Origin of the sequence: Nonomuraea corallina (assembly GCF_027620315.1) — a bacterium.
Lineage (GTDB): Bacteria > Actinomycetota > Actinomycetes > Streptosporangiales > Streptosporangiaceae > Nonomuraea > Nonomuraea corallina.
This window is the reverse complement of sequence record NZ_JAPNNL010000019.1, coordinates 1-14,127: the sequence shown is the minus strand read 5'-3', so window position 1 is coordinate 14,127 and position 14,127 is coordinate 1. Positions and strand designations below refer to the sequence as shown.

At 72.5% G+C, this 14,127-nt stretch carries 18 protein-coding genes; 13 read left to right on the top strand and 5 right to left on the bottom strand.

Annotated features, from left to right (window positions below):
- Positions 1-126 precede the first annotated feature (126 nt).
- The gene (locus tag OUY22_RS07575; RefSeq protein WP_270154079.1) at positions 127-657 is read left to right on the top strand and encodes a hypothetical protein; all 531 of its coding nucleotides are present in this window, start codon (positions 127-129) and stop codon (positions 655-657) included.
- Between the two features lie 39 nt (positions 658-696).
- On the opposite strand, the gene OUY22_RS07570 is transcribed toward OUY22_RS07575, so the two are convergent.
- A complete protein-coding gene (locus OUY22_RS07570) occupies positions 697-1,191 on the bottom strand; it encodes a hypothetical protein (protein ID WP_270154078.1) in 495 nt (164 codons plus the stop codon).
- Between the two features lie 52 nt (positions 1,192-1,243).
- Between OUY22_RS07570 and OUY22_RS36870 the strand changes: the two genes are divergently transcribed.
- Positions 1,244-1,528, top strand: coding sequence for a DUF6203 family protein (locus OUY22_RS36870; protein ID WP_408638123.1), 285 nt, complete (start codon positions 1,244-1,246; stop codon positions 1,526-1,528).
- Here OUY22_RS36870 and OUY22_RS07565 read toward each other — a convergent pair.
- From OUY22_RS07565 to OUY22_RS07555, 3 genes are all read right to left on the bottom strand, one after another.
- A complete protein-coding gene (locus tag OUY22_RS07565; protein WP_270154077.1) occupies positions 1,455-1,871 on the bottom strand; it encodes a MarR family winged helix-turn-helix transcriptional regulator in 417 nt (138 codons plus the stop codon). The genes OUY22_RS36870 and OUY22_RS07565 overlap by 74 nt on opposite strands.
- Before the next feature lie 123 nt (positions 1,872-1,994).
- Positions 1,995-3,998, bottom strand: a complete 2,004-nt coding sequence (locus OUY22_RS07560; RefSeq protein WP_270154076.1) for a sensor histidine kinase — start codon at positions 3,996-3,998, stop codon at positions 1,995-1,997.
- Positions 3,999-4,272: 274 nt separating this feature from the next.
- Positions 4,273-4,749 (bottom strand): nitroreductase family deazaflavin-dependent oxidoreductase, encoded by a 477-nt coding sequence (locus tag OUY22_RS07555; RefSeq protein ID WP_270154075.1) that lies wholly within the window; start codon positions 4,747-4,749, stop codon positions 4,273-4,275.
- Between the two features lie 145 nt (positions 4,750-4,894).
- On the opposite strand from OUY22_RS07555, the gene OUY22_RS07550 reads away from it, so the two are divergent.
- The 7 genes from OUY22_RS07550 (at position 4,895) to OUY22_RS07520 (ending at position 10,221) form a co-directional block, all read left to right on the top strand.
- Positions 4,895-5,689: an alpha/beta fold hydrolase gene (locus OUY22_RS07550; RefSeq protein WP_270154074.1), complete on the top strand. Its 795-nt coding sequence runs from the start codon at positions 4,895-4,897 to the stop codon at positions 5,687-5,689.
- Positions 5,686-6,132 (top strand): YdeI/OmpD-associated family protein, encoded by a 447-nt coding sequence (locus OUY22_RS07545; protein WP_270154073.1) that lies wholly within the window; start codon positions 5,686-5,688, stop codon positions 6,130-6,132. The genes OUY22_RS07550 and OUY22_RS07545 overlap by 4 nt, the downstream gene beginning before the upstream one ends.
- A 114-nt stretch (positions 6,133-6,246) precedes the next feature.
- On the top strand, positions 6,247-6,864 hold the full coding sequence (locus tag OUY22_RS07540; protein ID WP_270154072.1) for a hypothetical protein: 618 nt from the start codon (positions 6,247-6,249) through the stop codon (positions 6,862-6,864).
- Positions 6,865-6,931: 67 nt separating this feature from the next.
- Positions 6,932-8,086 (top strand): sensor histidine kinase, encoded by a 1,155-nt coding sequence (locus OUY22_RS07535; protein WP_270154071.1) that lies wholly within the window; start codon positions 6,932-6,934, stop codon positions 8,084-8,086.
- Complete coding sequence (locus OUY22_RS07530) at positions 8,083-8,778, top strand: response regulator (protein WP_270154070.1); 696 nt, start codon at positions 8,083-8,085, stop codon at positions 8,776-8,778. Before OUY22_RS07535 ends, OUY22_RS07530 begins: the two co-directional genes overlap by 4 nt.
- Before the next feature lie 112 nt (positions 8,779-8,890).
- On the top strand, positions 8,891-9,103 hold the full coding sequence (locus OUY22_RS07525; protein WP_270154069.1) for a hypothetical protein: 213 nt from the start codon (positions 8,891-8,893) through the stop codon (positions 9,101-9,103).
- Between the two features lie 104 nt (positions 9,104-9,207).
- On the top strand, positions 9,208-10,221 hold the full coding sequence (locus OUY22_RS07520) for a fatty acid desaturase family protein (protein WP_270154068.1): 1,014 nt from the start codon (positions 9,208-9,210) through the stop codon (positions 10,219-10,221).
- 10 nt (positions 10,222-10,231) lie between these two features.
- Here OUY22_RS07520 and OUY22_RS07515 read toward each other — a convergent pair whose 3' ends face one another.
- Positions 10,232-10,444 carry a hypothetical protein gene (locus OUY22_RS07515; RefSeq protein ID WP_270154067.1) on the bottom strand — a complete coding sequence of 71 codons (213 nt, stop codon included), beginning with the start codon at positions 10,442-10,444 and terminating at the stop codon, positions 10,232-10,234.
- Between the two features lie 80 nt (positions 10,445-10,524).
- On the opposite strand from OUY22_RS07515, the gene OUY22_RS07510 reads away from it, so the two are divergent.
- The 4 genes from OUY22_RS07510 to OUY22_RS07495 form a co-directional block, all read left to right on the top strand.
- Positions 10,525-11,667, top strand: coding sequence for a sensor histidine kinase (locus tag OUY22_RS07510; RefSeq protein ID WP_270154066.1), 1,143 nt, complete (start codon positions 10,525-10,527; stop codon positions 11,665-11,667).
- On the top strand, positions 11,664-12,341 hold the full coding sequence (locus OUY22_RS07505) for a response regulator (protein WP_270154065.1): 678 nt from the start codon (positions 11,664-11,666) through the stop codon (positions 12,339-12,341). The genes OUY22_RS07510 and OUY22_RS07505 overlap by 4 nt, the downstream gene beginning before the upstream one ends.
- Before the next feature lie 112 nt (positions 12,342-12,453).
- Positions 12,454-13,704 carry a cytochrome ubiquinol oxidase subunit I gene (locus OUY22_RS07500; RefSeq protein WP_270154064.1) on the top strand — a complete coding sequence of 417 codons (1,251 nt, stop codon included), beginning with the start codon at positions 12,454-12,456 and terminating at the stop codon, positions 13,702-13,704.
- Between the two features lie 9 nt (positions 13,705-13,713).
- A partial coding sequence (locus OUY22_RS07495) for a cytochrome d ubiquinol oxidase subunit II (RefSeq protein WP_270154063.1) occupies positions 13,714-14,127 on the top strand: 414 nt, incomplete at its 3' end.

Below are 14,127 nucleotides of genomic sequence, written 5' to 3'. Positions count from 1 at the left end.
CCTGACCGATCGACGGCAGACATCGAACCTTTTGTGTATCAGTGACCACCGACACTTTCCGAACGCTTTTCTCCTGGGCGAGCCATGCTCATACTCCGGAGAGGGACCAACAGAGAGGGGCATCCTGTGCTGTACGTCTTCGGCTTCGAGCGGATCGGCGTGGCCGTCAGCGACCTGTACTTCGTCGACCCGCAACCGAACAAGGGCCAGGAGGGCCCCGAGCACGGCGTCCGGGTCGAACTGCGGATGCTCGACCAGGGCGAACTCCAGGGCACGGTCTACGCGGCCCGCCCCATCAGCCTGGGCCGGCCGATCTGGCGGGTGGACCTGTTGGAATCCGTCGACGGGCGGCCCGGCAGCTTCGACAGGACCCACCACCACCCGGTCTTCACCGACTGGAACCCCGGCCCCCGGGTGTTCGCCAGAGACCTGTCGGCCGACCCCCTCGGCTGGCTGGCCGAGCGGCTGTCGGACCTGGACGGCGTGCTCAAGCAGGCGAACGTGGACGAGACGTACCCGCAGGACGCGGTCGCGCTGCGGGAGCGCGCCCACGAGATCATCTCGTGCGTGGAGGGCGCACTGGCCGACGTCCGCGCGGGCCGGCTCGGCACCGCCCCGCCGGAGGGCGGCGACAGCATCCGGGCGAGCTGGCTGTGACCCGTCCGCCGGGAGGCGGACGGCGGGGGCCGGAACGGATCAGCTGGGGTGCATCCAGTAGCGCAGCGTGGCGCTGCTGCTCTTGAGGACGCGCGGCTCGCCCGACTCGGCCGGCCAGATCTGCAGCAGGTAGTCGTCGACCGGGCCGTCCATCCCCCTGGCGTGGTAGCGGAGGCGGTACCACCCCGGCCCGGCGGGCAGGGGCGGCAGCTCATAGGCCGGCCCGCCCCATTCGTGCAGCGCCACCCGGCCGCCCACCGAGCGGAACCCCACCTCCACGATGTCCTCGAACTCCTCCTCGGGCCCCGGGTCGCGGTCGGCCACCGCCACCGTGAACCCGACCGTGCCGGTGTCGGCCCCGGTGATCAGGAAGGCGGCCCCCTCCTCGACCCTGATGATGCCCACCGGATGGGCCGGGTGGTCCTCCGGCAGGCCGTGGGGCCCGGTGGCCTCGTCGTCGACGAGGTAGGCCTGGCGGTAGTGGACGTGGAGGTCCACATGAACGAAGTGCGCCGTCCCGATGGTTCCGCTCATGCCGTGGATCTTAGGCAGCTCCGCTGACACTACGGTTTCAGTCCGCTGAACGATGCGTACCGTTGATGGCCTTCATGAAACGGGACGGTTTCGCGCGGCGGTGTGGCCCGGCCCGCCCGGGGCAGAGGCAAAGACCATGAAAGGATTCTTCAAAGTTGTGCTGGCGCGGTGGCTCGCGCGTACCCCGCTGGGGCTCGTCGCACTCGGGATCGGCTGGTTCGTGGGGCGGCGGCGCAAGCAGCGGGAGCAGGAGCGGAGCGGTTTCAGGCGCGTAGCGCCCCGAGCAGGCCGCGCAGGCCGGGGTGCTGCTCGGCGGCCTCGTCGAGGGCGGCGGTGAGCACCTGCTCGTACGTGCCGCGGGCGGCTTCGAGCCGGTCGCGGCCGTCGTCCTTCAGCACGGCGTAGACGCCGCGCTTGTCGTCGGGGCACAGGTCGCGGTAGGCGAGTCCGGCGGTGTCGAGGCGGCCGACCAGGCGGGTGACGGAGCTCTGGTTGAGCCCGAGCCTGCCGGCGAGGTCCTGCATGCGCAGCTCGCTGTCGGGGGCGGCGGCGAGGTGGCCGAGGGCGCGGAACTCCGACAGCCCCAGGCCGTGCCCGCGCTGGAGGGCCTGGGCCAGGCGGCTCTCCACGTGGGCGTGCAGGGTGAGCAACTGGTCCCACAGGTCGGTGTCGGCGGTCATCGGCGCTCCTCGGGTCGACACCAGCTTACTTGTACGTGCATGCTTTTACGCACATGCAACAACAAGCCCGCATGCCTGGACCCACCGGGCGCGGCGATCACCGCGAGGCGTGGCGTCTGACGGTCAGGGACGCCCGGGACGCGAGGCCGGCTCAGGCTGCGGCAGGAGGGGGAGCATGACCTCGACCCGGGTGCCCTCGCCGGGAGGGCCGCTGATCACGCAGATGCCGCCCAGCTCGGCCGCGCGCTCGCGCATCGAGCTCAGGCCGACGCCGGAGCGGCGGCCCTCCGGCAGGCCGCGGCCGTCGTCGGCGACGGTCACCCGCAGCACCTCGCGTTCCCGCTGCAGGTGGATGCGGGCCTTCCCGGCCCGCGCGTGCCGCCGCACGTTGGTCAGCGCCTCCTGCACGATGCGGTAGACGGCGACCTCCACGGCCGCGGGGAGCTCCGACAGCTCCCCCTCGACCGTGACCTCGACCGCCACCTCCGGTGACGCCTGGTCGGCCAGTTCGCGCACGGCCCGCACCAGGCCCAGCTCGTCGAGGGCCGGCGGGCGCAGCCCGTACACCAGCTCGCGGATGTCGCCGGCGACGGCGTCCATCCCGGTGCGCAGCTCGCGCAGCAGGGCGTCGGCCGAGTCCGGCGCCTCCTTCAACCGGCTGCGGGCGATGTTGATGAGCATGGCCATGCCGGCCAGGCTCTGCCCCAGCCCGTCGTGCAGGTCGCGGCGCAGCCGCCGCCGTTCCTCCTCCCGGGTCGTCAGGATGCGCTCCCTGGAACGTTGCAGGTCAGCGGCCATCCGCACGGCATGCGCGACGTCGGCCGCGTACGGGGCGAGGGTGGCGAGCACCCGCTCGTCGTGCGCCGCCGGGAAGCGACGCGGGCCGGGGGCGCCCACCAGCAGCCGGCCGACCTGCTCGCCGTGCCAGACCAGCGGCACCTCGCGTGGCCGGTCGCCGATCCGGCCGTTCTCCACGTACCGGGGCTCTCCGTCGGCCACCTCCACGGCCACGCCCTCGACCGCCAGCCCGTCACGCAGCACGCCGACGACCGAGGTCAGCGCCTCGGCGGGATCGCCGCGCCGGATCGCCTGGGTGAGCCGGCCGGCCAGCAGCGCCGGGTCGCCGACCTTCCCGTAGAGCATGCGGTCGACGGTCCGCTGCAGCATGCGCCGCAGCGGCTGGAAGAACGCCCCGGCGAACAGGGCCGACGCCAGGCCGGCGACGCGGTCGTACCCGGAGACGCCCAGGCTGGCCACGGCGCCGACGCCGAAGTAGACGGCGCTGACCATACCGATCAGCCCGGCGGCGACGAAGGCGCGGCTGATGACGGTGTCGATCCCGTACAGCCGGTAGCGCATGACCGCGAAGGCCACCGCGATCGGGATGAGCGCGGACCACAGCACCCCGAGCCATTTCAGGCCCGGCAGCGCCTCCCCGGCGATCAGGAAGACGACGTAGCCGGCGAACGCGAACAGCGGCCAGCCGATCTGCCGCCTGCCCACCGGGTCGGCCCACCGCAGCCGCAGGACCAGGGAGAACGCGGAGAGCACCAGCGAGAGGTAGATGCCGGTCCAGGCCGCCGTCGTGATGACGTCCTGGTACGGGGCCAGGGCCGGGATCTCCAGCGGGTTGGGGACGATCTCGGGAAAGGGGTAGCCGATCGGGGACGGGGTCGGGCGGGTGATGTTGCGCACCGTCTCGGCGCCGAGCGAGAGCGCGCTCAGCCCGAGCACCAGGCGCCAGCGCGGCGACGGCAGCCGTCCGTCGGGCGAGTACAGCGGCAGCAGCGCGGTCAGCGTGAACCCGCACACCGCCCAGAAGACGGCGTACGTGTAGCGCAGGTGGCCGGCGAGCATCAGGTTGCCGTCGGCGGCGGCCCGGAACATGAGCGACTGGAAGAAGTCGCTGAGTCCCGCCGCGAGCCCGCCGACGGACATCATCCAGGCCATGTTCAGCCGGGGGCGGTGCGCGATGAGGTACGCGCCGACGGCGGGGAAGGTGAACGCCACGGCCGACTGCGGAGTCACGGTGGCCGGAGGCGTCCACTCCGGAGGAAGCCCCGCCCATCGGAGGATCGCGGCCAGTTCGAGGAGCGGCGCGGCAACCGCCATGACGAGGGCCGCCACGCGCGGGCCCGTCCATGTGGCCTTCCCGGCGAACACCGTGATCGGCCCTCCCGTCCCGCCTCCGGTTCCGGCCCCCCGCCGGACACTGGACAGGATTATGACCCCTTTAAGGTGATGAATCGCCCTTCGTGGCCGTGCCGTTACCCCTGACCCTTGGTGGTGATCCCCGGTCATCCCGGATGCCGGACCCGGGAACGCGGCGGGAGACCAGCCGATCGTCCCGTCGGCCCGTCAGCCTGGAGAACTCGCGACGACCCGCTGACGTCCGGACCCGTCAGCGCGGGGCGAACCGGACGAACGGCAGGCTTCTCCCCAGTTCCCGGTAGTCGGACTCGGAGCCGTCGACCAGGAATCCCATGGCCTTCGACATCCGCTTGGCCAGGCCGGGGTTGCGGCGCGCGTACCCGGCCATGAGCTCGGCGCCCTCCTCCGGGTCGAGCGGCCGGGCGACCATCGGCACCGCCCGGGTGCCGACCTGCACCGTCACCTCCGGCGTCTTCAGCACGTTGCGGTACCAGTCGGAGCGGCGGCCGAACCCGGCGGCCGCGACGCGGCTGCCGTCGGCCGCGTCGTGGTTGACGATCTCCAGGACGACCTGGCGGGGCCGGCCGGACACCCGCCCGGTGTGGGTGACCAGCATGAACCGGCCGCCCATCAGCCATCCCAGTCGCAGGCGGTAGAGGTGGATCGGCAGCCGGAACAGGGCACGCCGGATGCCGGACGGCCTCTCAGGGGTGGCGATGATCTCCATGGTGACTCCTCCTGCGGGCTCCGGCCGGACGGCCGTCATCCCCAGCCTGCCGGACGGGCCGGACCGCCTCACGACCGGCCCCGGAGAGTCTTGACAACTTTTTTTGTCGGTGACATGATCCTCACATCCCCCCAAGGAGGCCGACATGACCACCGTGACGTCCCTCGACGGCACCACCATCGCTTACACCCGCATCGGCCAGGGCCCCGCGCTCCTGCTGGTCGACGGCGCCATGTGCCACCGCGCCTCGGGCCCCAACACCGGGCTCGCCGAGGAGCTGGCCGGCGACTACACCGTCTACACCTACGACCGGCGCGGGCGCGGCGAGAGCGGCGACACCGCGCCGTACGCCCCGGAGCGTGAGATCGAGGACATCGAGGCCCTCGTCGAGATGATCGGCGGGCCGGTCTTCCTGTACGGGATCTCGTCCGGCGCGGCGCTGGCCCTGGCCGCCGCCGCGAGCGGGCTGCCGGTCAGCAAGATCGCGGTGTTCGAGCCGCCGTTCGTGGTCGACGGCACCCGCCCGCCCATCCCCGCCGACTACACCACCAGCATCGAGACCATGCTCGCCCAGGGCAAGCCGGGCGCGGCGATCCGCTACTTCATGCGCCGGGGCGTCCACCTGCCCGCCCCGGTGGTCGCCATGATGCCCCTCATGCCCGGCTGGTCCGGCATGAAGGCGGTGGCCCACACCCTGCCCTACGACCTGGCGTTCGTGACCGAGTTCGAGCACGGCGAGCCGCTGCCCGAGGGCCGGTGGGACGACGTCAAGATGCCGGCCCTGGTCGTCGACGGGAGCAAGAGCCCCGCCTGGATCCGCAACGGCACCCGCGACCTGGCCAGGGTGCTGCCGAACGCCGAGCACCGCACGCTCCCCGGCGAGAACCACATCGTCAAGCCCGCCGCGCTCGCGCCCGTCCTGAAGGGGTTCTTCCGATGATCTTCCGTACCACCGTCGAGCTGGAGCGCAAGACCGCCACCGGGTTCGAGGTGCCGTCAGAGGTGGTGGCCGGGCTCGGCTCGGGCAGACGACCGCCCGTCCGGGTCACCGTCAACGGATACGTCTACCGCAGCACGGTGGCGCCGATGGGCGGCCGCTACCTGGTGTCGCTCTCCGCCGAGAACCGCGCGGCCGCGGGCGTGGCCGCGGGCGACGAGATCGAGGTCTGCTTGGAGCTCGACACCGAGCCGCGCACGGTCACCGTGCCGGCCGACCTGGCCGAGGCGCTCGACCGGGCTCCGGAGGCGCGGGCGTTCTTCGACGGCCTGTCCTACTCCCGGCAGCGGCGGGTCGTACTGCTGGTCGAGGGCGCGAAGAAGGCCGAGACCAGACAGCGGCGGGTCGCCGCCGCGGTCGCCGATCTCGCCGCGGGCAAGGCCTGAGGCGGCTCCTCACTCTTGAGAGTGAGCCGGAGGATCGCCCGTGGCGGCGATCCGCCGGAAGGCCGGAAATCTCAGGATGGGTAGGCAACCCCGAATCGCTTCGAAGGAGCCGCCATGTCCGTCCGGCCTGATCCTCCCGTCCCGCCGCCCACCACTCTCGCGGCCTTCTCGTACATAGCCGCGCCGACGCTCGCCCTGACCTACGGGGTGCTCAGGATCCTCGACGGGCTCGACGGCGACATGGGTCCGGGAGCGGCCTGGACCCTGGGACACCTGGCGTTCATGGCGGCCCTGGTGCTGTTCGCGGTGATGTTGCGGGACATGCGGGAGCTGCTCGGGCGCAGCCGGGCGGCCACCGTCACCTACGCCGCCGGTCTCGCGGGGATCGCCTGCGCGTTCGCCCAGTTCGCGGTCGACGTGGTGGTGGGCTTCCTGGCCACCGACCACGAGGCCATGGGGCCGCTGTTCGACCGGGTGCAGGCCGTGCCGGGGGTGCCGCTGGTGCTCTACCAGGCCGGGCCGATCCTGTTCTACGCCGCCCTGGTCGCCTTCGCGGTCCAGCTCGCCGTCCACCGGCGGGTCCGGTTCTGGATGCCGCCGCTCGTCCTGGCCCAGGTCCTGCTCCCGCTGGTCTCGCTCGACCTCATCCCGGTGGGCTCCGCGCTCGCGGTCATCGCGTTCCTGCCGCTGGCCCTGCGGGCCAGGAACCGGCCCGTCCCGGCACATGCCTGATCGGTCCGCCGCCCGTACGGTGAGACCACTGGAGCATCCACCGTACGGCGCTGGAGGAGGGGGAGCCGTGCCCGAGCCGCCCCTCGTGACCGTCCTGCGGCGGCGCGCGCGAGCGCTGCCGCCCCTGCTGGTCGACGGCGCGCTCGCCCTGCTGATCACCGGCGCGCAGCTCTGGCCGCTGCTGACCACCCGGCAGGCCGACGGCCTGCCGTGGGACTGGTGGGGGTACGCGGTCGCGGTCACCGCCTCGGCACCCCTGGTCTGGCGCCGCAGGGCGCCGCTGACCACGCTGATGGTGTCGCTGGTCGTCAGCCTCTCGTACGACCTGGCCGACCACGTCGCCGAGCAGCCCGTCTGGTACGGCACCCTGGTCGGCTACTACACCGTGGCCGCCCTGTCGCCCCGCCGGACCAGAATGCTGCTGCTCGGCTGCACCGCGGTCGGGATGCTCTTCCTGCCCGGCTCGGCCGACACCGCGCTGCGCAGCAGCATGCTGCTGGTGGCCGCGTACGCGACAGGCAGGGCGGCGGCCGGCTCCCGCGCGCACGCGGCGGCGCTGGAGGAGCGGGCGGCCAGGCTGGAGAGGGAGCGCGAGCTGGAGGCCGAACGCGCCGCCGAACGCGAGCGGGCCAGGATCGCCCGCGACATGCACGACATCCTCGCCCACGCGGTCAGCCTCATGGTGGTGCAGGCCGAGGCCGGGCCGGTGGCCGTCAGGAAGGATCCGGCGCGGGCGGAGGCGGCGTTCGACGCGATCGCCGGGGCCGGGCGCGACGCGATGGAACAGATCCGGCGCATGCTCGGCGTGCTCAAGGAGCAGGAGGCGCCGCGCGCGCCCCAGCCCACGATCGACGACCTCCCAGGGCTGGCCGCGCAGGTCTCGGCCGCGGGCCCTGAGGTGACGTTCGCGGTGACGGGCGAGCCCAGGCCGGTGCCGGCCGGCTGCGCGGTGGCCGCGTACCGGATCGTGCAGGAGGCTCTCACCAACATCGTCAAGCACGCCGGCGCCACCCGCGCGGGCGTCCGGCTCACCTGGGAGGACGACAGCCTCATGATCGACGTCATGGACGACGGCCACGGCGGCGGGCGCGCCCTGCCCTCGGGCGGCCACGGGCTCATCGGCATCAGGGAACGCGCCGCGGCCTGCGGCGGCACGGCCACCGCCGGCCCCCGCCAGGACGCGCCCGGCTTCCGCGTCTCCGCCCGGCTCCCGCTCTCATGACCGGCCCCGCGCGGGGCCCGGCCGCCGGCGAACCGGACGCCCCGATCCGGGTGGTGGTGGCCGACGACCAGGAGCTGGTGCGCAGCGGCTTCGCGATGATCCTGGACGCGCAGCCGGACATCGACGTCGTGGCCGAGGCCGGTGACGGGCTCGCGGCCGTGGCCGCCGTCCGGGAGCACCGGCCGGACGTGCTGCTGCTCGACATCCGCATGCCCGTGATGGACGGCATCGAGGCCGCCGGGATCGTGGGGGCGGAGACCGGGTGCCGGGTGCTCATGCTGACCACGTTCGACCTGGACGACTACGTGTACGACGCGCTGCGCGCCGGGGCCAGCGGGTTCCTGCTGAAGGACGTGCGCCGCGACGACCTGGTGAACGCGGTGCGGGTGGTGGCGGCCGGCGAGTCGCTGCTGGCCCCGTCGGTGACGACCCGGCTGATCCGCGCGTTCACCTCCCGGCCCGCCAAACGGGGCGCCGGCGCGGCGGTGGACGCGCTGACGGCCAGGGAGCGGGAGACACTGCTGCTGATCGCCCGCGGCCTGTCGAACGCGGAGATCGCCGAGGCGATGGTGGTCAGCGAGCACACGGTGAAGACCCACGTCAGCAACCTGCTGGCCAAGCTCGGCCTGCGCGACCGCGTACAGGCCGTGATCGCCGCCTACGAGTCGGGGCTGACCGCCCCCGGCGCGTGACCGGCGCCCACGGCCCCCCGTCGCGGTCCGTTCGGGGCGTCGTTCACCGTGCGATGGAAACGGGGCGTCGTCAAGTGGTCCAATGGGCCGACCACCGTACTGAGGAGGCCCGTTGAGAGACAACCTCGACCTCGCCGCGAACGCCCAGGAGCTGGCCGACGCCGCGCCCGCCGGCTCGGTCGACCGGGCGGCGGCGTCGTCCGTGGCGATCACCCTGGCGACGACCCGCGACATGGCGCAGGCCAGGGAGACGCTGGACGGGCTCGCGCCCGAAGAGGTCAGGGAGGCCGCGCTGGCGCTGTTCGACCGGCTGTCCACCGGCTGAGGCCGAGGAGCCCCGCCGGACTCGCCCGGGGCAGGAAATCTTTCATGGGGACGACCGATACGTCAGGCTGTGGGTGTCCGTCCAACTCGACATCGAGGAGACCTGTGGCCGAGCCCGTCAGACTGGCGCCCCGGGGCAGCGACTTCGCCAGACTCGCTCACAAGATCAATGAGGCCGGTCTGCTCGACCGGCGTCCCGTCTACTACGCCGTCCGCGGCGCCCTCGTCGCGGCGGCCTACGCGGGCGGCTGGGCGCTGTTCGCCTGGGTGGGTGACTCGTGGCTGCAGCTGCTCGTCGCCGCCGTCCTCGCCGTGGTCTTCACCCAGGTCGGCTTCCTCGCGCACGACCTCGGCCACCGGCAGGTGTTCAGGTCCCGCCGGACCAGCGACATCGTCGGGCTGCTCGTCGGCAACCTGGGCATCGGCCTCGGCTGGGGCTGGTGGAACACCAAGCACAACAAGCACCACGCCAACCCCAACCACGAGGACCACGACCCGGACGTCTCCCCCGCGGTGATCGTCTGGTCGGAGGACCAGGTGGCCAACAGCCGCGGCCTGCCCCGGTTCATCGCCAAGCGGCAGGCGTTCTGGTTCTTCCCGCTGCTCACGCTGGAGGCCTGGCACCTGCACGTGGCCAGCGTCAAGGCGCTGCTCAAGCCGGGCTCGCGGCACCGCCGCACCGAGGCTGTGCTGCTGCTGACGCACTTCGCGCTGTACTTCGGCGCGGTCTTCGCGGTGCTGCCGTTCGGCAAGGCCGTGCTGTTCCTGATCGTCCACCAGGGGATCTTCGGCATCTACCTGGGCTGCTCGTTCGCGCCGAACCACAAGGGCATGCCGGTCCTGACCGCCGCGGACAAGCTCGACTTCCTGCGCAAGCAGGTGCTCACCTCGCGCAACGTCCGGGGCGGCCTCGTCACCGACGTCGCGCTCGGCCAGCTCAACTACCAGATCGAACACCACCTGTTCCCGAACATGCCGGCGCCCAACCTGCGCAAGGCGCAGCCGATCGTGCGGCAGTACTGCGAGGAGATCGGCGTCAGCTACCTGGAGACCGGGCTGTTCAGCTCGTACGGGCAGGCGCTGCGGCACCTGCACGAGGTCGGGGCCGCGCTTCGCTGACCCCGCGCGCTCATCCGTCGCCCAGCCGGCGACGCAGGCTCTCACGGCGCTCCTCCAGCTCGGAGATGACCCCGGCCTGCTCGTCGGCCTGGTTGATCAGGGCGGCGATCTCCGTCTGGTCGGTCGCCCCCATGGTGCTGATCTGCTCGCGCTGCTCGCGGTTCTCCTGCTTCAGCCGCGCGATGTCCTCGTCGAGCTGCCGCAGTTCGTCTTCGATGCTCATCCCGGGGCTGTACCCGCCTCCGGTCGGCTTACGACCTCAGGCGTATGGTCCGTACGCTGCGCGGGCGGGAGAATGACGGCATGCGCAAGCTGCCCACGAGCACGATCGTGTCGCTCGCCGTCGTGGCGGTGACGGTGCTGGCGCTCGCCGTCGCCTGGGTGATCCGTGCCGACCGGCAGCCCGGGCCGCTCGACGTGGTGCTGCCCGCCGTCGCGCTGGCCGGCGTGCTCGTCCGGGAGCGCTACCCCGTCGTGGCGCTGGTCGTCACGGTCGCCGCGACCATGACCTACTTCCCCTTCTCCTCGCTCGACGGGCCGCTCATCTTCCTGCCGCTCGTGGTCCTCTACACCGCGGCCGAGCGCGGCCACCTCATCGCCGCCGCCACCACCGGCTCGCTCGCGCTGCTGGCCATGGGGCTGGGCGAGACCGGCACGGTGCGCCACGTGGACGACAGCGCGATGATCATGATCGCGGGCTGGGTGGTGGCCGCGATCGCGGCGGGCAGCGTGACCCGCAACCGCCGCGCCTACCTCCAGGAGGCCGAGCGCCGGGTGCGCGAGGCCGAGCACGGCAAGGAGGAGGAGGCCAGACGGCGGGCCGGGGAGGAGCGGCTGCGCATCGCCAGGGAGCTGCACGACGTGCTCGGTCACAACATCTCCCTGATCAACGTGCAGGCGGCGGCGGCGCTCCACGGCCTGAAGAAGCGTCCCGACGACGCCGAACGGGCGCTGCGCACGATCAAGGACACGAGCAAGGAGACGCTGCGCGAGCTGCGCACCACGCTGGGCGTGCTGCGCCAGGTCGACGAGGACGCGCCGACCGCGCCCGCCGACAGCCTGTCGCGGCTGGAGTCGCTGGTCGAGGCGTCCGGGCTGACGGTCCGCACCGAGCTGTCCGGCCCGCTCGACCGGGTGCCCGTCGAGGTCGACCTGGCCGCGACCCGCATCATCCGCGAGGCGCTGACCAACGTCGCCCGCCATTCCGGCGCCGGTGAGGCCACCCTCGCCGTCTCCGCCCGTGACGGACATATCATGATCAGGGTGGATGACGACGGCCCGGGAGCCACGTTCACCGAAGGCAGCGGCTTCGGCCTGCGCGGCATGCGCGAGCGCGCCGCCGCGCTGGGCGGCAGCCTGGAGGCCGGCCCGCGCCCCACCGGCGGCTTCCGCGTCCTCGCCTCCTTACCGCTGAACGCCTCCTTACCGCTGGACGGAGCCCGATGATCCGCGTGCTGCTGGCCGACGACCAGACCCTGGTACGGGCCGGGTTCCGGTCCATCCTCAGCGACGAGGACGACCTCGACGTGGTGGGCGAGGCGGGCGACGGCGCGGCGGCCGTGACCCTGGCCCGCGAGCTGCGGCCTGACGTGGTGCTCATGGACATCCGGATGCCCGGCCTCGACGGCCTGGAGGCCACCCGCCGGATCGCCGGCGACCCGCGGCTCGACGCGGTCAAGGTGATCATCCTGACCACGTTCGACCTCGACGACTACGTCTACGGCGCGCTGCGCGCGGGCGCGGGCGGGTTCCTGGTCAAGGACACCGAGCCGGCCGAGCTGATCCACGCCGTGCGCGTGGTGGCCAGGGGCGACGCGCTCATCGCGCCGTCCATCACCCGGCGGCTGATCTCCGAGTTCGCCGGGCGGGTCAAGAGGCCCGACCCCGCCCCGGAGCTCAACGCGCTCACCGAGCGGGAGCGCGAGGTGCTGACGCTGGTCGCGGGCGGGCTGTCCAACGACGAGATCGCCGCCAAGCTGGTGCTCAGCCCCGCCACCGCCAAGACCCACGTCAGCCGGATCATGACCAAGCTGCGGGCACGTGACCGCGCCCAGCTCGTCGTGACCGCCTACGAAGCCGGGGTCATCACGCCCGGCTGGCTCTCCGACGGCCAGCGGTGAGCGCCCTACCACCCGGGGAGTACCCTCCGGTGGCGGATGACCCCCAGGTCGTACGGCGGTTGACCGCCGCCGGCTGACGCGCGGACCGTGACCGTGAGCCGACCCTGGCCGCATGGACACCCTCGACCTCGCGCGCCTGCAGTTCGCCCTCACCGCGGGCGCGCACTTCCTCTTCGTCGCCCTGACACTCGGGCTGGTCACACTGGTGGCCGTCATCCAGACCCGGGCCACGATCGGCCGCAGCCCGGTCCATCTGGGCATGACCAGGTTCTGGGGCCAGCTCTACGTCATCAACTACGCGATGGGCATCGTCACCGGACTCGTCATGGAGTTCCAGCTCGGCATGGCGTGGAGCGGGCTGGCCGAGTACGCGGGGAACGCGTTCGGCTCCGCGCTCGCCCTGGAGACGATGGTCGCCTTCTTCATCGAGTCGACGTTCCTCGGCCTGTGGATCTTCGGCTGGGACAAGCTGAACCGGTGGGCGCACCTGGCGCTGATCTGGATCGTCGCCCTCACCGCGTACGCCTCGGCGTACTGGATCATGGTGTCCAACGGCTTCCTGCAGAACCCGGTCGGCTACCGGTTCGACGGCCACGCGCTGCACGTCACCGACTTCGGCGCCATGATGGCCAACCCGTCGGCGACGGTGGCGCTCGGGCACGTCCTGGGCGCGGCGATGATGGCCGGCGGCTTCTTCATGGCCGGGGTGAGCGCCTACCATCTGTTCCGGCGTACCCCTGAGCGGGACTTCTTCCGCAAGTCGCTGCGGATCGGGGCCGGGGTGGCGCTGCCCGCCACGGTGGTCACGGCCGGGTTCGGCGGGGTGGGGTTCGAGACGCTGCAGCCGGGCAAGCTCGCCGCCTGGACGCGCGACCCCGACCTGGCCGCAGAGGTCCAGGCGGAGATGACGGCCCTGCACGGGCCGGGCGACTACCTGCCACCGGTGGAGTGGGTGCAGGGCGGGGCGCTGGTGATGCTGATCCTGTTCGCGCTCATGTTCTTCCTGTCGGGACTGAACGCCCTGCTGATGCTCTTCCGGCCGGTGGTGCACGGCTTCCGGGCCTGGCACGTGCTGCTGGTCGCGGCGATCCCGCTGCCGTTCGGGGCGATGATCGCCGGGTGGGTCTTCCGCGAGGTCGGGCGGCAGCCGTGGGCGGTGTACGGGCTGCTGACGACGCGGGACGCGCTGTCGCCGGTGTCCGACGGGATGATGCGGTTCTCACTGATCGCCTTCACCGCGGTGTTCGCCGTCCTGGTCGCGGTCAACTCCTGGCTGCTGGCCAGGGCCGCGCGGCGCGGCCCCGCGGCCGTCGCCCTGGGCGCGCGGCCCGCCGAGAAGCCCGAGCCCGTCCCCGCCTTCTGAGGAGCGACCATGGAGATCTTCATTCTGGCTTTCTTCACGCTCGGCTACCTGGTGCTGGGCGGGGCCGACATCGGCGTCGGCATGGCCCTGCCGTACCTGGGCCGCACGCCGGACGAGCGGCGCGAGGTGATCGCCGCGATCGCGCCGTTCTTCCTGGGCAACGAGGTGTGGCTGGTGGTCACCGGGGGCGTGCTGGCCGGTTTCTTCCCGATGCTGGAGGGGGAGCTGCTGGCCGGCAACTACCCGCTGGTGGTGGCGCTGCTGCTGTCCTGGGTGACGCGGGACACGGGCCTGTGGCTGCGCGGCCGGCTGCCGGGCCGGCGCTGGCAGGGCTGGTGGGACGGCGCGATCGTGGCCGGCAGCTGGGGGCTGGCGCTGAGCCTCGGCGGGCTGCTCGGCCACGTGCTGCTCGGCCTGACCGGG